This is a genomic window from Rhodococcus rhodochrous, assembly GCF_014854695.1.
GTDB lineage: Bacteria > Actinomycetota > Actinomycetes > Mycobacteriales > Mycobacteriaceae > Rhodococcus.
In genome coordinates, this window is the sequence record NZ_CP027557.1 from 5,336,484 (window position 1) to 5,356,209 (window position 19,726).

Genomic DNA, 19,726 nt, shown 5'->3' on the forward strand with positions numbered 1-19,726 from the left:
CTGTCATCCTGACGGCATGACCGCTCCCCGCGTCGACGTCCACCAGCACGTCTGGCCGGCACCGTTCGTCGCGGCATTGCGGGCACGCACCCGTGCGCCGCGGCTCGTCGGATGGACGTTGTACCTCGACGGTGAGCCCCCGTACGAGGTGCGACCCGAGGATCATTCGATCGCCCGGCGGGCCGAGCTCGCGGCGCAGGACGGCATCGACCTGGCGCTGGTGTCGTTGTCGAGCCCGCTGGGGATCGAAACGCTTCCCGCGGCCGACGCCGCCGGCCTGCTCGACGCCTACCACGAGGGAGTGCTCGCGCTGCCGCACCCGTTCGGGGCATGGGCGGCGGCGTCGATCGACGATCCCGATCCCGCGGCGCTGCGCGCGGTGCTCGGGGCGGGCTGCGTCGGCCTCCAACTTCCCGCCACCGAGTTGGCGGATGCCGACGGCTACGCGCGGTGCGCCCCACTCCTCGACGAACTCGACCGCGTCGGCGCTCCCCTCTTCGTGCATCCTGGGCCCGCCGCGGCCGACCCGTCGGCTCCGCCGTGGTGGCCGGCGATGGTGTCGTACGTGGCGCAGATGCACACCGCGTGGTTCGCCTGGCACGAGTACGGGGCCCCTCGCCTCCCCGGACTGCGCGTGGGGTTCGCGATGCTCGCCGGGCTCGCTCCGCTGCACGCCGACCGGATGGCCGCGCGCGGCGGACCGGCGACGATCCCGTCGGCCGGAGTGTTCGTCGACACCTCGTCGTACGGTCCCGAGATCGTCGAGGCCGTGGCGGCCGGGCTCGGCCGCGACCGCGTCGTGCTCGGGTCGGACCGTCCGTACGCTGCACCGTTGCTGTTCGGCGACGAGCGCGACGAGCCCGTACGGCGACGCAATCCGGCCCGGTGGTTCCGAACGTCACACGAGTGAAAACCTTGACAGCGCCGCATCCGGCCGCTGAAGTGATCGGCATGCATCTTCCGGCGACCCTGCGGCATCGCAGGCTACATGTGGACTACGTCCGCATCGCCGGTGGTTTCTGTGGTTGTCGCGCCTGTCGTTGATCCCGGCCCGACCCCACTTCTTCTGCCCGGACGACCCTTCGGCCCCGTCCGGCTCCCGTTTCGAGGAACCACGATGCCTGCTGCTCTTCTGTCCACCTCCGTGCGCGTCGATCTCACCGAGATCGTCCGTGACATCGCCGCGGACGTCTCCCGCTGGCGGCCGCTCGTCCGTTTCGACGAGACCGAACGCTGGTACACCCGGCTCGCCGTTGCCGACGACTACGAAGTGTGGTTGCTGAGCTGGCTTCCCGGGCAGCGCACCGGGATTCACGATCACGGTGGGAGCGCCGGTGCGTTCGCCGTGGCACAGGGACGGGTCCGGGAGGACACCGTCGACCAGCCGTGGTCGGAAGACCTTCCCGGGCAACGCGTGACACTCTCCCGCACCCGTCTGTCGACGGGTGCCACGCGTCGATTCGACGGTCGGCACGTGCACGAGGTCGTCAACGACGGTCCCGTCCCGGCGGTGACCGTGCACGCCTATGCCCCCGCACTGGACTCGATGAGCCGATACCGCCTCGAGAGCGGCATCCTCACCCTCGCGACCTCGGAGCGTGCCGGCGACGACTGGTGATCCACTCGTGACAAATCCGGCACAGTGGGTATCCGCCGGGATAGAGTCGAAAACCGACCGTGCCGCATCCGAGGGAGCAACCCGTGAAACGCTTCGCACGCACCACCGCACTTCTCGCCGTGTACGCATTCGCCCTGGCCGCCTGTTCCGGCGGTGGAGACGAGGATCCCCTCGCCGGGGATACAGCGGACGGAGGCGCGATCGTCGTCGGTTCGGCGAACTTCCCGGAGAACGTCCTGCTCGCGGAAATCTACTCGCAGGCACTCGAGAGCGCAGGCTCCGAGGTCACCCGCCAGTTCAACATCGGCAGCCGCGAGATCTACTACGACCAGGTCGCCTCGGGTGCCATCACACTCGTCCCGGAGTACAACGGCGCACTGCTCGCCCGGGTCGATCCCGACAGCACCGCCTCGACGACCGAGGACGTCAATGAGGCCCTGTCCGAAGCCCTTCCGGACGGACTCGAGATCCTGGCCTCCGCACCCGGCGAGAACAAGGACGCCCTCGTCGTCACCGAGGAGACCGCGCAGCGCTACAACCTGGTGAGCATCGCCGATCTCGCGCCGGTCGCCGGCGAACTCGCCCTCGGCGGACCGCCGGAATTCGAGACGCGCCGGCAGGGTGTCGTGGGTCTGCGCGAGGTGTACGGGGTCGAGTTCCGCGAATTCGTCCCCACCGACACCGGTGGCCCCATCACCATCCGCGCGCTCTCGGACGGCACCGTGCAGGCCGCGAACATCTTCACCACCGATCCGTCGCTGAGCACCGAACCATTTGTGGCGCTGGAGGACCCGGAATCGATCTTCGGAGCCCAGAACGTCACCCCACTGGTGCACCGCGCCGATCTCGACGACGACGACGTCGCGAAGATCGACGCCGTGTCCGACAAGCTCACCACCGACACCCTCGTCGTCCTGGTCGGACAGGTGGTCACCGACGGCCGCGACATCGACGTCGTCGCCGAGGAGTGGCTGCAGCAGAACGATCTGAACTGACGGAAGTCGGTGCCGCGTGATCATATTCGACAACGTCGAGAAGCGATATCCCGACGGGACCGTCGCCGTCGACGGACTCTCGCTGGAGGTCCCGACGGGCACCCTGACGGTGTTCGTCGGACCGTCGGGCTGCGGGAAGACCACCTCGTTGCGCATGATCAACCGGATGGTCGAACCCTCGGGCGGGCGTGTGCTCGTCGGGGGCCGCGACGTCCGGGACGAGGATCCCCGGATCCTGCGCCGCGGCATCGGATACGTGATCCAGCACGCCGGACTGTTCCCCCATCGCACGGTGGTCGACAATGTCGCCACCGTGCCCCGACTGCTCGGCGCGAGCCGTAAGGAGGCCCGCGCGACCGCGATGGACGTGCTCACCCGGGTCGGACTCGGAAAGGAACTGGCGCAACGCTATCCGTCTCAGCTGTCCGGCGGGCAGCAGCAGCGTGTCGGTGTGGCCCGCGCGCTGGCGGCCGATCCTCCGATCCTGTTGATGGACGAGCCGTTCTCCGCGGTCGATCCCGTGGTCCGCAAGGATCTGCAGGACGAACTCCTGCGCCTGCAATCGGTGCTGGCCAAGACGATCGTGCTCGTCACCCACGACATCGACGAGGCGATCAAACTGGGCGACCGCGTGGCCGTCCTGCGACCGGGCGGGGTGCTCGCCCAGTACGCGACACCGGAGGAGCTTCTCACCTCCCCCGCCGACGATTTCGTCGCCGGATTCCTCGGCGTCGATCGCGGTGTGCGGCTCATGTCGTTCTTCTCGTCCGCCGACCTGCCGCTGCGCACCGACCCGATCGTCACCCGCGATGCCGCCGAACTCGCCGTCGGCGACGGCTGGCTTCTCGTCGTCGACGACGACGGACGCCCGACGGGGTGGCACGACGGCAGTGCCGATACGGAATTCCTGCCGGCCGGAAGGCCGTTCGTTCCCGGGCGGGATCCGCTGCGCGCCGTGCTCGACGCGGCCGTGCTCTCACCGTCGGGTCATGCCGTGGCGGTGGACGACGACGGACGTGCGCTCGGGGTGATCAGCAGCGAAGAGGTGGCCGCGGCGGTCCGCGCAGCGCACAACCACAGAGAGGCCGGCACCCCGTCTCCGCTCGAGATGCGGAAGTCGCGGTGAGCCTGCGGATTCCCGGCTATCTCGGGACGTTCTGGGAACTGCTCGGCGATCATCTCGTCATGGCGCTCGGCGCGTCGCTGCTCGGCCTCGTCCTCGCCCTGCCGCTGGGCCTCGCGTGCGTGCGGTGGCCGCGGGTGTACGCCCCGGTGCTCGCGGTCTGCAGCGTCCTGTACTCGATTCCGTCGCTTGCCTTCTTCGTCCTGCTCATCGCGTTCACCGGGATCAGCCGGACCACGGTGATTCTTCCGCTGGCCGTCTACGCCCTGGCGGGCCTCGTCCCGAACGTCGTCGACGGATTGCGTGCCGTGCCCGACAGTGTCCGCCAGTCGGCGGTGGCGATGGGATTCTCGACGCCGCGCCGGTTGCTCACCGTCGACCTGCCGCTGGCGATCCCCGCGGTCGTCGCGGGGTTGCGCGTCGCGACCGTCGCGAACATCAGCATGGTGAGCGTCGGAGCGCTCATCGGCATGGGTGCCTTCGGGGCATTGTTCACCGCGTCGGTGCAACTCGACCGGCTCGATCTGGCGATCATCGGCATCATCGCGACCGTCGTGATGGCACTGGTCGTCGACGCGGTGCTCGTGCTCGTCCAGCGTCTCACCACGCCGTGGATGCGCCGCACCTCGAAGGTGCGCCGATGACGACGCTGCTGAACTATCTGGCCGAGTACTTCGGCGACTCCGCGAACTGGTCGGGCGCGTCCGGGATCCCGACGCGACTGGCCCAGCACTTCGGCTACACCCTGCTCGCGTTCGTGATCTCCGTGCTCCTCGCGTTGCCGCTCGGTCTGTGGACGGGTCACACGGGCCGCGGCGGCGTGTTCGTGTCCCTCACGGCGAACGCCGCACGCGCCCTTCCCACCTACGGCCTGCTCGTGTTGCTGGTCGTGCTGTACGGGATCGGGCTGGTTCCGGTGATGGTGCCGCTGGTGGCACTCGCGATCCCACCCATCCTGTTGAACTCCTACGAAGGGATCCGCGGGGTCGACCCGGCGCTGACCGACGCCGCCCGCGGGATGGGGATGACCTCGTCCCAGATCCTGCTGCGGGCCCAGCTCCCGGTGGCTCTGCCGCTGATCCTCGTCGGCCTGCGCACCGCCGCAGTGCAGATCGTCGCGACCGCGACCATCGCCGCCGCGGTGAGCTTCGGCGGGGTGGGAAGGCCCATCGTGGACGGTCTCGCGCGCAGCGACTACGCCCTGGTCGTGGGCGGTGCCGCCCTCGCCGGGATCTGCTCGCTGGTGATCCTCGCGCTCTTCGCGGTCCTCGGCCGACTGCTCGTCTCACCCGGCGTTCGGGCCTCGCGCGACTAGCTCGTACGACCCCTCGGAACGCCTCCTTCGGGGCTGCAGAACGTGTCGGTGGCCCGGAGCACACTGGAGGTAGAGACGAAGTCCTATCGAGGAGGCGCAGGTGCGATGTATGCGCAACGCGAAACCTACTTCGGCTGGACGTCTCGGCGTGTACCCCTGTACGCAGCCGCGCAGCCCACGGCATCCCCGGCCACACCGGCCGCATCCGGTCCGAGCATCCGTCCCGAGGACGAGAGCGTTCCCTCGGGTGTGACGCTCGACCGCATCCTGCCCGAGTCCGTGCTGCACGGCCGTCTGGTCGCGTATCACGACGCGGACGAGGACAGGGACTACGTGGCCGTGGCGGTCGGCGCGGTGGCGGGCGAGAACGATGTACCGGTCCGGGTGGCCGAGGAGGAGACACTCGTCGTGTCCGCGGCCCGCAACGTGATCAACGGGATCCTCGTCGGCACGGAGGACGACGACCTCGACGAGCTGGAGGTCGCCCGGCAGCTCCGCTTCGGCGGACCGGTCCGCGACCTGCTGGAATACATCGGCGCACGGTCGGTCGTCGTCGACTGGAGTCCCGCTGTGGCGTGATCCGACAGCGCCGTGGCGTGATGTGACCGAGCCCCGTGATCGCGGATGTGTGACGCGCCGACACACACATCTGCAACGACTCGGCGTTCAGGTGGTACGGTCGTAGGTGTCCCCGTGACCAAACCGTAATAATCCGGGGATTATCGCAGCCCTCAGGTGGGTATCCGACCGCTCGGGTTCCACTGGGAGGGTGACCGGAAGTGGCGATGCCGGACTGATAGCTACGCCCGTCGGGGGCAGCCCGACATCGCCACTTTCGACCCAGTTCTTCGTGACCCGGTTCTTCCGAGTCCCGGGCCTCAGCCCTCCGTTACCGATGCAGCAGCGGCCATGGACGCCAGAGCTGCCGGCGTCTCGACCGCGAGGAGATGACCCGCCTCGGGAAGCGTCACGAAATGCGCGCCCATGTCGTCTGCCAGCTTGTTCAGCGCGTCGACCTGCACGAGGGGATCCTTGCTACCCACGACGACCTCGACCGGACGCCCACGCCAGCGGCGCAGCACGGCCCGATCGATGCGGGGCATGTTCGTCAGCGACGTGCAATACGCGCCGACGCGGCAGGACCACCGCAGGGTCTGTTCGTCGGGCCGGTAGTCGCATCCGGCGAGTGCCCGGAGGTACCGCTCGGTGTTCTCGAGGTTGGGCTCGTTGCGCCACTGCAGGCCGGGGATGAGGGCGCGGTTCCACCGGACGCGCGGGACGAGCCCCAGCGGGGCGGCGATCACCAGCTTCTCGATCCGGTCGGGATCCTCCACCGCAGCAGCTACCGATGCCGACCAGCCGAGCCCGATCACGGGAACCCGCTCGACGCCCAGCGCATCGAGCACCTCGACCAGCCAGTGGCCGTAGACGGCGTGGATCCGGCTGTCGGGCCGGCTGCCCGCGCTCGCACCGGGAAGGCCCGGGACGTCCACGAGCACCACCCGGTGGTGCTCGCCGAACTGCTCGGCGAGCAGACGCAGCCCCGCCGCAGGGAGGTCGCCACCCGCGAGCACCACGATCGGCGGTGCGGTGGCAGGACCTGTAGTGAGCACATAGGTGTCGCCCAGCGAAGTGCGGGCGACGTGCTCCTCGACGGGACGCTTCCAGTAGGTCAGCAGTCCTGCGCACGCCTGATGGATCACACTGCCGTCTCCGGGGCAGCGATAGGGCGAACGTGTGAGCAACGCCATCATCCTCCTACCCGGACGGTTCCGGGGACGACGAGGGATTCACGGAACGGCATGAATGGATCTTCTTTCGTGGGGTACGAGCGTCTTTCGCCGCCGGCCTCAGGCACACCGCACGACACCGTAGCCCAGTGCTCGGCGTGAACGCCACCCGTGGTGCCGGAAAGTTTCACAGCCGTCCCTCACGTCACTTTCGTGCCGAATGCCCTTTCACCTCTGCGCCTCCAGGTCTTCCCACGAGGCGTGGACCTGCGGCCGGAAGCCGTAGCCGGTGTCGGGATCGGGCAGATGCCCTTCGGGGTCGATCACGACGACCTCCACACCGTCCCGATGGAGCCGACCGATCATCTCCAGCAACATCCTTCGGCCCACAGGCAGGACCGTGCGGACGAGGGAAAGGTCGAAGACCAGGCGTTTCGTCTTCACCGGATCGTCGACCACGGCCGTCACGAGACCCTCGGCACTGGTGAACTGGAGGTCGCCCTGCAGCTCCAGAAGAGTGAGAGACTCGTCACCCTCACCGATGACATGTCTTCTGCGCAACACCGAGTGCGCGACCATCGGCGCGTCCATCAGATGCAGGCTCATGTCACGGGAGAGACGACCGAAGGCCGCGACGCCCTGGACGCTGGTGCCGTGCTCGTCGAGGCGCGGTGAGTACGCCGCAATACCCAACTGTCCCGGTAGGATTCCTATGATTCCTCCGGACACGCCGCTCTTGGCGGGGATACCGACGGTGGAGAGCCAGTCCCCCGCCGCGTCGTACATCCCACAGGTCGCCATCACCGACAACACCTGACGCACCACGTCGCGCGAGAAGATCTCCTCGCACGTCACGGGTTGCACACCGCCCGCCGCGAGTGTCGCGGCCATCATCGCGAGGTCCTTGGTCGTGACCGTCACCGAGCACTGCCGGATGTACCCCTCGACGATCTCGTCGGGATCGTCCTCGAAAACCTCGTACCCCCGAAGAAGATTGGCGATGGCGACATTGCGATAGGAGTTCTCGAGTTCCGAGGCCGCGACCTTCTCGTCGATCGCCAGGTCGCGACCGGCCAGGGACGACAGCAGGGAGCGGATGTCCTCCACCGAGTCCTCGACCGGCCTGTCGTCGAGCACCAGGGCGTGTGCGGCGAGCGCACCCGCATTGATCATCGGGTTCAGCGGACGGCCCGTGTTGCGTTCGAGGGAGACCTCGTTGAACGCCTCCCCGGAAGGTTCGACGTCGATCACGTCGAGTACGGCGTCGAAGCCTCTCTGTTGCAGTGCGAGACCGTAGACGAAGGGCTTCGAGATCGACTGGATCGTGAACTCGGTGTCGTCGTCGCCCACGGAGTACATCGCGCCCTCGGCGGTCACGAGGGTGAGTGCGAACCGGTCCGGGTCGGCTCTCGCCAGTTCGGGGATGTAGTCGGCGAGTGTGCCCGAACTGTCGGCACATCCTCGGAGGACTTCGGTCAGATAGTCCGGCAACGGTGAACGCATGCATTCCATCGTGACCGACTCGGACGCTGCCGGGGTAGGGAGTGACGAACGCGATTGAACCGACAGACCGACGGGTATGCCATCCCCATGACTGCTCTGTCGTCGGCGCTGTCCGTGCCGTTCCGAGTGGGATCCGCGCTGCGCGGAGCACGCGTGTTCCATCCCCGCGGCGAGACCTTCGAAGGGATGGCCGAACTCGAGTCGTCCTGGTGGCCGCAGCAGATCCCCCGCCCCACCCCGGTGATCGCCCGGGTGTCGCGAGGCATCGGCACGCCGGACGGGATGCCGGACGTGCTCGGTCTCGCGGTGCGCTTCGCCTCGAAGACCGGCCCGTGGGACGTCCTGCTCGCATCGGCCTACCTGCCGGGCCGGGTGACGTTGGTGCCGGCCCGCTCGTGGTCGACTGCCCGCTACAGCACACTCATGGCCTATCGGACCGACAGCGATCCCACGCCGCGGTGGATCACTGCCGTTCCGCGCGGGCAGCATCCGTCCTCGACGACCTCGGTGCAGGCACTCGAGGTGCCGCTCGAATTCTCGCTCCTGGTGGGTTCCGCCCGCGGCCCTCTCGAAGCGGCGGGACGCCTGACGCTGAGTCGCCGCCTGCCCGAGAAGGATTCGGAACAGCCGTCCTTCGATCCGACCGTCCACTGCCCCGGATTCGTCGATCCGTGGCCGGGCTGGCTCGTCGAGACACGGCGCGACGCCTACCGGGCGAGCCGGGCCGGACGAGGCGCCTCCCTCGCCCGGCCGCAGCACACCGTCAGCTGATCACCGCGTCGATCGTCTTCTTCAGCGCGGACGGCTGTGCCGGTGACCGCGGGGCGTCCTTCTTCATCTCGAGCATACGAGCACCGATGTCCTGCAATTGCTTACGGCCGAGCGCCTCGCGCACCTTGGGGAACCACTCGTCCTCCTCCTCGTCGATGTGATGCTCGACGTTCTCGATCAGGACCGTCGTCTTCGCGTCGAAACGCTCTGCGTCGGGCTTCATCCCGGCCAGTTCGACGACGAGCACATCGGCGACGTGGTGTTCCTCGTACGACTCGAGGATGTCGTCCTCGAGATCGGGAAGCAGGGAGCGTATCTCGGGGTACATGCACTCGTTCTCGAGATAGGTGTGCACGGTGAGGGCTTCGATGATCCTGTCGACGATCTTGCCCTTCTCCTTCTCCCCCTCGGCCTTCCGGAAGTCGCGGAAGAGTTTCTTGATCTCCTTGTGGTCTTCCTTCAGCAACACGATCGCGTCTGTGGACACGGTTCCTCCTGCGGCGGAGAAATGCCGCCCCCAGCGGGCGTGACACAGGAATACCCATCCGCGACACCGTCACACGCGCACGCGATCCGCATTCGCGAGGATGGCCGCCCGCAGTGCCGCCTCCGGACCGCTGAGTACGGAACGGCGCGCCATGAGCACGAACTCGATCTCACCCGCATCGGGAAGCAATCGTCGGGGATCGCGCACCGGGACGAGACCGGGTGGTGGAAGCCGCTCGGCGTGCAGCACCACGCCCAGTCCGGCGAGCGCCGCGGCGCGCAGGCCGTTGAGACTGTCGGTCGTGCACGCGACGCGCACACCGCGCCCGCTGCGCTGGAGGACCTCGAGCGCGATGTCGCGGGTCAGGGCCGGCGATGGATAGGACACCAGCGGTGTCGGCTCGTCCGGGTCGAGGACGTAATCGGGGGCAGAGAGGAAGACGAGGCGCTCGCGAAAGATCATCTCGCCGTGGCGGCTGCCCGGTCGGCGCTTGCCGAAGACCAGATCGAGTTCGTTGTCGTCGAGCCGGCGCTGCAGATCCTCGCTCAGATCCACGGTGAGTTCGAGATCGACGCGGGGATGACTGCGCCGGAACTCGGCGAGGATCGACGGCAGCTCGTAGAGCACCAGGTCCTCGGAGACCCCGAAACGCAGCCGGCCGCTGAGCGGTGACTCCGAGAAGTGCCTGCGGGCGGCATCGTGGCGATCGAGGATCTCGCGGGCGAAGGCGACCATATCGGCGCCGTCCGCCGTGAGCTCGACGTGGTGCGTGTCGCGTACGAACAGGCGCCGCCCGATCTCCTTCTCGAGTCGCGCGACGTGCTGACTGACCGTCGACTGCCGCAGGCCGAGCCGCTGGGCGGCCGCGGTGAAGCCGCGCTCCCGCTCGACGGCGAGGAAGCTCCGTAGGTGTACCGGATCGAACACGACCTCCATTTCATCATGAATCACGATTGCAGAAAACGTGGTGACCGTCTTCTGTAATGGCCTCAGGCTGCCGTACGGTCGATTCGTGCTCTCCAAGATCCCCGTGCTCGGACGACTCGACCCGTTCCTGCTCGCCATCCTCGCCACCGTCGCCGTCGCTGCTCTGCTGCCCGCCGACGGGGTCGTACTCGACGGCGTGAACTGGGCCGCCAAGATCGCCATCGGGTTGCTGTTCTTCCTGTACGGCGCGCGCCTGTCCACGCAGGAGGCCATCGAGGGTCTCAAGCACTGGCGTCTGCACCTGACGATCCTCGCCACGACCTTCGTCGTCTTCCCACTGCTCGGCCTGGCCGCGAAGGTGCTCGTGCCGTCGATCCTGAGCGACCCTCTCTATCTCGGCGTCCTGTACCTGTGCCTGCTGCCGTCCACGGTGCAGTCCGCCATCGCGCTCGTCTCGGTGGCGCGCGGCAACATCCCCGGTTCGATCGTCTCGGCCAGCGCCTCGAGTCTCATCGGAATCTTCGCGACGCCGCTGCTGGTCGCGCTGACGATGTCCACCCAGGGCGTCACCTTCAGCGGGTCGGCCGTGCTCGACATCGTGCTGATGTTGCTCGTGCCGTTCGTCGTAGGTCAGCTCCTGCGGCGCTGGATCGGTGGCTGGGTGAAGGCCCACGGCAAGCCGCTCAAGCTCGTCGACCGCGGATCGATCATGCTCGTCGTGTACGTGGCGTTCAGCCGCGGCATGAACGAGGGCATCTGGTCGATGATGTCGGTCGGTCGCCTGCTCGCCCTCGTCGGTGTGTGCGCGGTGCTGCTCGCGATCGTGCTCGCACTCACCTGGTACTCGTCACGCGGACTCGGTTTCGAATACCAGGACCGTGTCGCGATCCTCTTCTGCGGCTCCACGAAGTCCCTGGCCACCGGCCTTCCCATGGCGATCGTGCTCTTCCCCGGCCAGCCCATCGGCCTGATCGTGCTGCCGCTCATGCTGTTCCACCAGATGCAGCTCCTGGTGTGCGCGGCCCTCGCCGGACGCCTGGCGAAGAAGGCACCGGACGGGCTCGTAGCCGTATAGGAGAGCGAAGCGGAAGCTCCTGTTCGACGAAATCGAGGGTGAAATCCGCTGATTCCGGTAGCGGTGACGTCGTCGTGCCGTCACCGTGCAGGGAGAACCCCGATTCGCGAACCTCGGCTCGAAGGAGCACCGGCATGGGTCTGCTCTTCCACGATCATCTGCACGACGAGTTCGGAACCTGGCCATTGGCCTACATCCCCTACGGTGGTGCCGACTTCGGTGAGATCGCCGCAGTGGCCCGGCAGGTGGGGGACGGTGACGACGCGGACTTCTACGGGGCATGGGTCGAGGCCGGGGACCGTCTCGTCGCCGAAGCGGAGACCTGTGCGGCCGCCGGGCACGACGACTCGGCCCGCGAGTTGTTCCTGCGGGCGAGCGCCTACTACGCGACCGCCTATCACCCGCTGTACGGATCCCCGGTCGACCCGCGTCTGATCGCTGCCTTCGACAAGCAGGTCGCGGCCTTCGATGCCGGGCTGGCGATCGGGGACACACCCGTGAAGGCTGCCAGGATTCCGTTCGAGGACACCACGTTGCCGGGCTACCTGATCCCCGCACCCGGTCACGAGAGCAACGTGCGGCCGCTCATCGTCTTCACCAACGGATACGACGCCACGATCACCGACATGTTCTTCGCGTCGGCGGTGGCGGCACTGCGACGCGGCTACCACTGTCTCCTGTTCGACGGACCGGGTCAGGGCGAGATGCTCTACAAGCAGAACATGCCGATGCGCCCGGACTGGGAAGTGGTCGTGCGCGCGGTGATCGATCATGCGACGGCCTCCCCCATCGTGGACCCCGAACGCATCGTCCTGAGCGGATGGAGTCTCGGGGGGTATCTCGCGCCGCGCGCAGCGTCCGGTGAGCATCGCCTGGCAGCGGTGGTCGCCGATCCCGGTCAGTGGAGCGTCGCGGCCGGCACCCGGGCCCTCGGGGCAGCATTCGGCCTGTCCCCCGAGGTCCTGGACGATCCTCTCTCGATGCACACGCAGGACGCCGACGCGATCATGGCTGCGGTGCAGGCGGATCCGTCGCTGCGCTGGAAACTCGTCTCGCGCGGATTCTGGGTCAACGGAGTCTCGGACATCCGGGAACTGTTCGCGGCACTGAACGAGTACACGCTCGACGAGGTCGGGGAACGCATCTCGTGCCCGGTCGTGGTGACGGCGGCCGAGAGCGATGCCCTCGCACGCGGTGCGGGAACATTCGGAGATCGGCTCGGCGACACGGTGACTCTCATCCCGTTCACCGACGCCGAGGGTGCGGGTGGGCATTGCGAGATGGGCAACCGCACCCTCCTCAACAGGCGGGTTCTCGATCGGCTCGACGAACTCCTGGCCCGCACGCCCTGACGATCAGCGGTCGGGCCAGCCCGTGTACGCCTCCGCGAGATACTGCTGCCCGTACCGGGAACCGACGACCCCGGCGAGTTCACCCAGCGCCCGCTTGTTCTCGAACGACGTTGCGTCCTCACGGGTGTGGAGCATCGAGGTCATCCAGTACGAGAAGTTCTGCGCCTTCCACACGCGCTGCAGCGCCGTGTCGCTGTAGGCGTCGAGCAGGTCGGACGAGCCGGTGGAGAAGAACGAGTCGAGCGCGCGGAAGAGCACCCGGACGTCGGCCAGGGCGAGGTTGAGTCCCTTGGCACCGGTCGGCGGAACGGTGTGGCCGGCATCGCCTGCCAGGAAGAGGTTTCCGTGCCGCATCGGTTCGCACACGTACGAACGGAAGGGCAGGACCATCTGCTCGAAGATCCGGCCGCGCTTCAGTTCGAAACCGTCGGGGCCGTCGACACGCCGCTGCAGTTCGTCCCAGATCCGGTCCTCGCTCCACGCCGACGCGTCCTCGGACGGATCGCACTGGAAGTACATCCGCTGCACCGACTCGTTGCGCTGGCTGATGAGGGCGAATCCGTGATCCGAACGCGCATAGATCAACTCGGGCGCACTCGGCGGAGCCTCGGTGAGGATCCCGAACCATGCGAAGGGGTACTCGATGAAGTGATCGGTACGGACGTCCCCCGGAATCGCCTTGCGGCAGATGCTCTGTGATCCGTCGGCTCCGACGAGGAATCGGCACCGGATCTCGACCGGCGTGCCGTCGGATTCGGTGAACCGGATCTTGGGTGTGTCGGTGGTGATGTCGAGAACCTCTGTGTCGCAGACGCTGTAGCGCACATCGCCACCGTCGCGTTCGCGCGAGGCGGCCAGGTCGACGAAAACCTCGTTCTGCGGATACAACCACACCGACTCACCCACGAGGTCCCGGAAATCGATGCGGTGGCTCTCGCCTCCGAAGCGCAGATCGATGCCGTCGTGGCGGTGCCCTTCGTTCAGGACACGGGTGTCGACTCCGCTCTCGGTGAGCAGCGACACCGAGCCGTGCTCGAGGATGCCCGCACGGTGGGTGGTCCGGATGGTCTCGTGATCACGCTTCTCGACGACGATATTGTCGATTCCCGCCTTCGCGAGGAGGTGGGAGAGCATGAGACCTGCCGGGCCGCCGCCGACGATGCCGACCTCGGTGGTGACGACCGTACGGGTTGCGTTCATGTGTTCGTCCTTCGCTGCGCGTATCCGATTCGCGTCCCGTCGAGTGTCGTGCGCCTCACCCACCGCACACGCCGACTTCTCGTTCAATGAGAAAACGATCGGGTCAGTCCGGGGGACGCTCGCCGACTCCGCGCGCGATTCCGCGGGCAGCGGCCATGAGGACGGGCACGACGGCCTGCTGCCGGGACGCACCGGTGGGCACCACCACGCCGAGCGCCGCCATGGCATGACCCGACCGTGCGAGGACGGGCACCGCGATGCCCGTGGTGCCCTCGTCGAGCACACCGTCGAAGCGCGCATAACCCCGTCGACGGACCTCCGCGAGCGCGCGACGGAAATCCCTCGTCGTCGCAGCGAACCGCTTCTCCACCTCGGGATGTCGTCGCCGATAGGTTTCCTGCACCTCCGCAGGTGAGAACGCGAGCATCGACATGCCCAGCGACGTGTCGTGGACGGGGAGCCGACGCGCGACCGAGGCCTGGTTGACCACCGAATCGGACGCCGACAGCCGCTCGAGGACGAGGACCTCGTCGTCCTGCAGGACCGCGAGCTGGGTGTGCTGGTGCACCACCGACTGCACGTCCTGCAGGAAGGGCAGCGCCGCCTCCCGCAGATCCCGTGCGGGTGCACTGCGCGCGACGAGTTCCCACAGGCGCAGACCGAGCCGTACCCGGCCGTCGTCGTCCCGGGTGAGCAGACCGTGTTGCACCAGCTCGCCGACGAGCCGGTAGGTCGTGGCCTGCGGGATGCCGGACCTGCGGGCGAGACTCCCGACCGTCAGGCGGGGTTGGGTGTCGTCGAACGACTCGAGGATGCGGACGACGCGGTCGAGCATCGAGTCACCGGACGGCGAGTTGGCCATGTCGCCATTGTTCCGTGTCCGATCCGGGCAGCTTCACCATCCGGATCCGTCCGTAGATTCGACATCTGTCAATATAGACATGTGTCGAATCAAGATCTCGCGGGTGACGACGCCTGCTGCTCTCCGCTCGTGCGCCAACCCCTGACGGGCGATCGCGCCGTCGACCTCGCCCGGATGTTCAAAGCCCTCGGCGATCCGGTGCGTCTGCGGTTGCTGTCGCTCGTCGCGAGCCATGCCGGCGGTGAGGCGTGCGTGTGCGACATCTCGGGATCGTTCGATCTGTCCCAACCGACGATCTCGCACCATCTCAGAGTTCTGCGCGAGGCAGGCCTGCTCGAGTGCGAGCGTCGCGGAACGTGGGTGTACTACTGGGTGGTTCCGGCTGCATTACGGCAACTCTCCGAGGTGCTCGGGATCGAGTCGACCGAGGTACCCGCATGAGTGAGCGCACCGCGGTGGACACTCCCGTGATGGGCAGGATGTCGACACTCGACCGCTTCCTTCCCGTGTGGATCGGCACCGCCATCGTCGTGGGCCTGCTGCTCGGCCGCATGATTCCCGGACTCGGGGAAGCCCTGAGTTTCATCGAGATCGACGGAATCTCGCTGCCGATCGCCCTCGGTCTGCTGATCATGATGTACCCGGTGCTGGCGAAGGTGCGCTACGACCGTCTCGACACGGTCACCGGCGACCGCACCCTGTTGATCTCGTCGCTGATCCTCAACTGGATCGTCGGTCCCGCACTGATGTTCGCGCTCGCGTGGCTGATGCTGCCGGATCTGCCCGAATACCGCACCGGTCTGATCATCGTCGGCCTCGCGCGCTGCATCGCGATGGTGATCATCTGGAACGACCTGGCGTGTGGCGACCGGGAAGCCGCAGCCGTGCTGGTCGCGATCAACTCGGTCTTCCAGGTGATCATGTTCGCCGCTCTCGGCTGGTTCTACCTGTCGGTGCTGCCCGGATGGCTCGGCCTCGAGCAGACCGGTCTCGACGTCTCCCCGTGGGAAATCGCGAAATCCGTGCTGATCTTCCTCGGAATCCCGCTCGTCGCCGGTTTCCTCACTCGTCGATTCGGCGAGAAGGCCAAGGGCCGCAGCTGGTACGAGCAGACCTTCCTGCCGCGCATCGGACCGTGGGCGCTGTACGGACTGCTGTTCACCATCGTGATCCTGTTCGCGCTGCAAGGCGAACAGATCACCTCGCGACCACTCGACGTCGTACGCATCGCGCTGCCCCTGCTGGCGTACTTCGCGATCATGTGGGGGAGCGGGTATCTGTTCGGCGCTGCAGTAGGACTCGGCTACGAACGCACCACCACACTCGCCTTCACCGCCGCGGGCAACAATTTCGAACTCGCCATCGCCGTCGCGATCGGCACGTTCGGCGTCGCGTCCGGGCAGGCCCTGGCTGGAGTCGTCGGACCACTCATCGAAGTGCCCGTCCTCGTCGCACTCGTGTACGTGGCTCTGGCTCTGCGTACACGTTTCGCCGCACGCGCCGGAGGTGCGTCGTGACCACGGTCCCGTCGGTGTTGTTCGTGTGCGTGCACAATGCCGGTCGGTCCCAGATGGCCGCCGGGTTCCTGAGTCATCTCGCGGGGGACCGCATCACAGTCCGTTCCGCCGGGTCCGCACCCGCCCCCGAGGTGAACCCTGCTGCGGTCGCAGCGATGGCCGAGGTCGGCATCGACATCTCCGGCGAGAACCCGAAGATCCTCACCGCCGACGCCGTGCAGGCCTCCGACGTCGTGATCACGATGGGCTGCGGCGACACCTGCCCGGTGTTCCCCGGTACGTCCTACCGGGACTGGGTGCTCGACGACCCGGCCGGACGAGGAATCGACGCCGTGCGTCCGATCCGTGACGAGATACGGACGAAGGTCGAGGCGCTGATCGCCGAACTGACGTCGCCGGCATGATCGAGTTCGGCAACCGCATCCATCGGGTACCCACAGATCTGTCACGCCGGGCGTCCGCGTAGGGCGCCCGGTGTGGACGAAGTCGTCCCCGACATGCTCCGGACACCGCGTTGCACGTCATCGCAGGTCCGGTAGCGTTCTGAGACGACTCGTAATCGCGTGTCGGTCGATCGGCTCGGTGCAGCCGAACTGTGGGAGGTTCCCGTGGCTGGTGGTCTCGTCGCCCTTCTGGACGACGTCGCGGTACTTGCGAAGGCAGCCGCGGCATCCATAGACGACATCGGCGCCGCAGCCGGCAGGGCGAGCGTCAAGGCAGCGGGCGTGGTCGTCGACGACACGGCCGTCACCCCTCGCTACGTGCACGGGTTCACCCCCGATCGCGAACTGCCGATCATCCGCAAGATCGCGATCGGGTCGATCCGCAACAAGCTCCTGATCATCCTGCCGGTCGCGATGATCCTGAGTCAGTTCCTCCCGCAGGCCCTGCCGTATCTGCTCATCGCCGGTGGTCTGTTCCTCTGCTACGAGGGTGCCGAGAAGGTCTACGAAGCGCTCACCGGCGGCCACCACGAAGAAGAGGCCACCGCGGCGGAGAAGGGCCCCGAGTTCGAGAAGGCCATGATCGGCGGCGCGATCCGCACCGACCTGATCCTGTCGGCCGAGATCATGGTGATCTCGCTGGCCACGGTCGAGGACGAACCCTTCCTGACCCGACTGCTCGTCCTCCTCGTCGTCGCCGTCCTCATCACCGTCCTGGTCTACGGCGTGGTCGCCCTGATCGTGAAGATGGACGATGTCGGCCTGGCGCTCGCGAAACGGAAATCGACCTTCGCTCAGCGCGTCGGTCGCGGTCTCGTGACGGCGATGCCGAAGCTGATGACCGTTCTCACCGTGGTCGGGATCGCCGCCATGCTGTGGGTCGGTGGGCACATCCTGCTCGTCAACGTCGGCGAGGCCGGATTCCATTGGCCTGCCGATCGTCTCCACGATCTCGAGCACTGGTTCGGCGAGCTCGTGCACGGCGGATTCGGCGGCGTGCTGTCGTGGACCGCGGGGACCGTGGCATCCGCTCTGGTGGGCCTGATCGTGGGCGCGATCGTCGTGCTGATCATGCACCTGATCCCGCGGCGGAAGAAGGCCGACGCCACGCACTGACGCCGCCGGATCCCCCGGACGGGTCACTCCGGGGCGCTTCTCCGGACCGCCTGCGCGAACGCCCGCATGAGACCGGGATCCTTGACGCCGCGTTCGGCCTCGATGCCGCTGGAGACGTCGACACCCCACGCCCCGGACGCGGCAAGCGCCCTCTCGACATTGTCGGGGTTCAGCCCGCCCGCGAGGACCCACCGACCGGACGGCAGGGCACTGCGGTCCTGCCAGTCCCACGTCTTCCCGGCACCGGCGACGGCACCGTCGACGAGCAGCAGGTCGGCCCCGTAGTCCTCCGACAGCGCCTCGGCTCCTCCGGTGTTGACGGCACGGATCACCGTGAATCCAGCGTCGTGCAGCACGCGCACGTCGTCGGTCGACCGAAGGTCGTGCACCTGGACGTGATCGAGATTCGCGGCCCGCGCCGTCGCGATGATCTCGTCGAGGGGCATCTTCACGTAGACGCCGACGGCGAGTGTTTCCGCCGGCACGCGGGGGCGGAGCGTCGCGGCCCGGTCGGGGGAGATGCGACGAGGACTCTCGGCAAGGACGAAACCGACCGCGTCGACGCCCAGTTCGACGGCGAGATCGACCGTCGCCTCGTCCTGCAGCCCGCACATCTTGATGAACGTCATCACTACCTTCCTCGCCGTTTCTCCACCTCGAGGATATGTCTGCGACCGTCAGCGGCAGCAGTTCGGATCCAGGACGACCCTGAGCGCCTCGAGGGACTCGGAGCGGGCACGGTGATAGACGTTCATCCCGCGCCGCTCGGATTCGACCATGCCCGCCTTGCGCAGTTGTCCGAGGTGATGGCTCACCGTGGATTCCGCGAGATCGACACCGGTTGCAAGATCACATGTGCACACCGCACCTTCGTCTGCAGTGAGCAGGATCGACATGAGCTTGATGCGCACCGGGTCGGCCAGGGCCTTCAACCTCAACGCGACTTCGAGGGCGGCATCGTCACTCATCGGCGCAGCCGATACCGGCGCACAGCAGATCGGGGCGCGGACATCGATCACGGGTAGAGCTTTCGGCATGATTCGAGCCTAACCACCTTCTTGACATATGTCGAAATATAGGAGCATCCTGTGAGCGTTAATTCGATATATGTCACACAGGTGGAGGTTGTCATGTCACGCATCCAGTTCGCCCTCAACGTCGACGACCTGCCCGAAGCGGTCGCCTTCTACTCGACACTGTTCGGTACCGAACCGGCCAAGCTCGAACCGGGCTACGCCAACTTCGCGATCGCCGATCCACCGTTGAAGCTGGTGCTGTTCGAGAACCCGGGCAAGGGCGGCACGATCAACCATCTCGGGGTCGAGGTCGACTCGTCCGAGAAGGTGCACACCGAGATCGCCCGATTGACCGAAGCGGGCCTGTTCGCCGACGAGGAGATGGGCACGACCTGTTGCTACGCCACGCAGGACAAGGCGTGGGTGACGGGTCCGGCAGGGGAGAAGTGGGAGGTGTACACCGTCCTGGCCGATTCGGAGACCTTCGGGTCGAGCCCGCAGCATCTCGACGGCCCGCGAGAGACCGACGACGTGGCGTGCTGCACCGCGAACACGGCAGACGAGCGCCAGAACCAGCCTTCGACGACAGGAGCCGCACCTACCTGCTGCTGAACGTCTTTCGCCGAAGGTTCACGTCCTCGGGACACGATCTGTCGCCCCGGCCGCCGGGCGGGGC

The 19,726-nt window shown here is 67.2% G+C and carries 23 protein-coding genes; 15 read left to right on the top strand and 8 right to left on the bottom strand.

What is annotated here, in order from left to right:
- Positions 1-16 precede the first annotated feature (16 nt).
- The 7 genes from C6Y44_RS24395 (at position 17) to C6Y44_RS24425 (ending at position 5,630) form a co-directional block, all read left to right on the top strand.
- Positions 17-910 carry an amidohydrolase family protein gene (locus C6Y44_RS24395; protein ID WP_159417183.1) on the top strand — a complete coding sequence of 298 codons (894 nt, stop codon included), beginning with the start codon at positions 17-19 and terminating at the stop codon, positions 908-910.
- Between the two features lie 207 nt (positions 911-1,117).
- Positions 1,118-1,618: a cysteine dioxygenase gene (locus C6Y44_RS24400; protein ID WP_159417182.1), complete on the top strand. Its 501-nt coding sequence runs from the start codon at positions 1,118-1,120 to the stop codon at positions 1,616-1,618.
- Between the two features lie 83 nt (positions 1,619-1,701).
- Positions 1,702-2,613, top strand: a complete 912-nt coding sequence (locus C6Y44_RS24405; protein WP_192378596.1) for an ABC transporter substrate-binding protein — start codon at positions 1,702-1,704, stop codon at positions 2,611-2,613.
- Positions 2,614-2,629: 16 nt separating this feature from the next.
- Entirely contained in the window at positions 2,630-3,739 is a 1,110-nt protein-coding gene (locus tag C6Y44_RS24410) for an ABC transporter ATP-binding protein (RefSeq protein WP_159417180.1), read from the top strand.
- Entirely contained in the window at positions 3,736-4,380 is a 645-nt protein-coding gene (locus C6Y44_RS24415; protein ID WP_159417179.1) for an ABC transporter permease, read from the top strand. The genes C6Y44_RS24410 and C6Y44_RS24415 overlap by 4 nt, the downstream gene beginning before the upstream one ends.
- Positions 4,377-5,051, top strand: coding sequence for an ABC transporter permease (locus tag C6Y44_RS24420; protein ID WP_174246965.1), 675 nt, complete (start codon positions 4,377-4,379; stop codon positions 5,049-5,051). The genes C6Y44_RS24415 and C6Y44_RS24420 overlap by 4 nt, the downstream gene beginning before the upstream one ends.
- Positions 5,052-5,156: 105 nt before the next feature.
- Positions 5,157-5,630 carry a hypothetical protein gene (locus C6Y44_RS24425; RefSeq protein WP_159417177.1) on the top strand — a complete coding sequence of 158 codons (474 nt, stop codon included), beginning with the start codon at positions 5,157-5,159 and terminating at the stop codon, positions 5,628-5,630.
- A 299-nt stretch (positions 5,631-5,929) separates the two neighbouring features.
- On the opposite strand, the gene C6Y44_RS24430 is transcribed toward C6Y44_RS24425, so the two are convergent.
- Positions 5,930-6,802: an alpha/beta fold hydrolase gene (locus tag C6Y44_RS24430; protein ID WP_159417176.1), complete on the bottom strand. Its 873-nt coding sequence runs from the start codon at positions 6,800-6,802 to the stop codon at positions 5,930-5,932.
- 207 nt (positions 6,803-7,009) lie between these two features.
- Positions 7,010-8,284 (bottom strand): glutaminase, encoded by a 1,275-nt coding sequence (locus C6Y44_RS24435; protein ID WP_159417175.1) that lies wholly within the window; start codon positions 8,282-8,284, stop codon positions 7,010-7,012.
- An 87-nt stretch (positions 8,285-8,371) separates the two neighbouring features.
- Here C6Y44_RS24435 and C6Y44_RS24440 point away from each other — a divergent pair, with 87 nt between their 5' ends.
- On the top strand, positions 8,372-9,055 hold the full coding sequence (locus tag C6Y44_RS24440) for a phosphodiesterase (protein ID WP_159417174.1): 684 nt from the start codon (positions 8,372-8,374) through the stop codon (positions 9,053-9,055).
- Here C6Y44_RS24440 and C6Y44_RS24445 read toward each other — a convergent pair.
- Together C6Y44_RS24445 and C6Y44_RS24450 are read right to left on the bottom strand one after the other, a co-directional pair.
- A complete protein-coding gene (locus C6Y44_RS24445) occupies positions 9,048-9,542 on the bottom strand; it encodes a hemerythrin domain-containing protein (RefSeq protein ID WP_159417173.1) in 495 nt (164 codons plus the stop codon). The genes C6Y44_RS24440 and C6Y44_RS24445 overlap by 8 nt on opposite strands.
- Positions 9,543-9,611: 69 nt before the next feature.
- Positions 9,612-10,478, bottom strand: coding sequence for a LysR family transcriptional regulator (locus C6Y44_RS24450; protein ID WP_174247102.1), 867 nt, complete (start codon positions 10,476-10,478; stop codon positions 9,612-9,614).
- A 76-nt stretch (positions 10,479-10,554) separates the two neighbouring features.
- On the opposite strand from C6Y44_RS24450, the gene C6Y44_RS24455 reads away from it, so the two are divergent.
- Positions 10,555-11,544 (top strand): bile acid:sodium symporter family protein, encoded by a 990-nt coding sequence (locus tag C6Y44_RS24455; RefSeq protein ID WP_159417172.1) that lies wholly within the window; start codon positions 10,555-10,557, stop codon positions 11,542-11,544.
- A gap of 134 nt (positions 11,545-11,678) precedes the next feature.
- Positions 11,679-12,896 (top strand): alpha/beta hydrolase, encoded by a 1,218-nt coding sequence (locus C6Y44_RS24460; protein WP_159417171.1) that lies wholly within the window; start codon positions 11,679-11,681, stop codon positions 12,894-12,896.
- A gap of 3 nt (positions 12,897-12,899) precedes the next feature.
- On the opposite strand, the gene C6Y44_RS24465 is transcribed toward C6Y44_RS24460, so the two are convergent.
- Both C6Y44_RS24465 and C6Y44_RS24470 read right to left on the bottom strand, forming a co-directional pair.
- Positions 12,900-14,096: a 4-hydroxybenzoate 3-monooxygenase gene (locus tag C6Y44_RS24465; protein WP_120283800.1), complete on the bottom strand. Its 1,197-nt coding sequence runs from the start codon at positions 14,094-14,096 to the stop codon at positions 12,900-12,902.
- A gap of 103 nt (positions 14,097-14,199) precedes the next feature.
- Positions 14,200-14,958, bottom strand: coding sequence for an IclR family transcriptional regulator (locus C6Y44_RS24470; RefSeq protein WP_159417170.1), 759 nt, complete (start codon positions 14,956-14,958; stop codon positions 14,200-14,202).
- A gap of 81 nt (positions 14,959-15,039) precedes the next feature.
- Between C6Y44_RS24470 and C6Y44_RS24475 the strand changes: the two genes are divergently transcribed.
- The 4 genes from C6Y44_RS24475 (at position 15,040) to C6Y44_RS24490 (ending at position 18,034) form a co-directional block, all read left to right on the top strand.
- Positions 15,040-15,399 carry an ArsR/SmtB family transcription factor gene (locus C6Y44_RS24475; protein WP_159417169.1) on the top strand — a complete coding sequence of 120 codons (360 nt, stop codon included), beginning with the start codon at positions 15,040-15,042 and terminating at the stop codon, positions 15,397-15,399.
- The gene (gene arsB, locus C6Y44_RS24480) at positions 15,396-16,475 is read left to right on the top strand and encodes an ACR3 family arsenite efflux transporter (RefSeq protein WP_159417168.1); all 1,080 of its coding nucleotides are present in this window, start codon (positions 15,396-15,398) and stop codon (positions 16,473-16,475) included. Before C6Y44_RS24475 ends, arsB begins: the two co-directional genes overlap by 4 nt.
- Positions 16,472-16,879 (top strand): arsenate reductase ArsC, encoded by a 408-nt coding sequence (locus C6Y44_RS24485; protein ID WP_120280870.1) that lies wholly within the window; start codon positions 16,472-16,474, stop codon positions 16,877-16,879. Before arsB ends, C6Y44_RS24485 begins: the two co-directional genes overlap by 4 nt.
- Positions 16,880-17,083: 204 nt before the next feature.
- Complete coding sequence (locus C6Y44_RS24490) at positions 17,084-18,034, top strand: DUF808 domain-containing protein (RefSeq protein ID WP_174247100.1); 951 nt, start codon at positions 17,084-17,086, stop codon at positions 18,032-18,034.
- Positions 18,035-18,057: 23 nt separating this feature from the next.
- Here the strand turns inward: C6Y44_RS24490 and C6Y44_RS24495 are convergent, their stop codons facing one another.
- Both C6Y44_RS24495 and C6Y44_RS24500 read right to left on the bottom strand, forming a co-directional pair.
- On the bottom strand, positions 18,058-18,663 hold the full coding sequence (locus tag C6Y44_RS24495; protein ID WP_192378597.1) for a phosphoribosylanthranilate isomerase: 606 nt from the start codon (positions 18,661-18,663) through the stop codon (positions 18,058-18,060).
- A 48-nt stretch (positions 18,664-18,711) separates the two neighbouring features.
- Positions 18,712-19,071 carry an Rv2640c family ArsR-like transcriptional regulator gene (locus C6Y44_RS24500; protein WP_159417166.1) on the bottom strand — a complete coding sequence of 120 codons (360 nt, stop codon included), beginning with the start codon at positions 19,069-19,071 and terminating at the stop codon, positions 18,712-18,714.
- A gap of 93 nt (positions 19,072-19,164) precedes the next feature.
- Here C6Y44_RS24500 and C6Y44_RS24505 point away from each other — a divergent pair, with 93 nt between their 5' ends.
- Positions 19,165-19,662, top strand: coding sequence for an ArsI/CadI family heavy metal resistance metalloenzyme (locus C6Y44_RS24505; protein ID WP_159417165.1), 498 nt, complete (start codon positions 19,165-19,167; stop codon positions 19,660-19,662).
- The last annotated feature ends 64 nt before the right edge of the window (positions 19,663-19,726 follow it).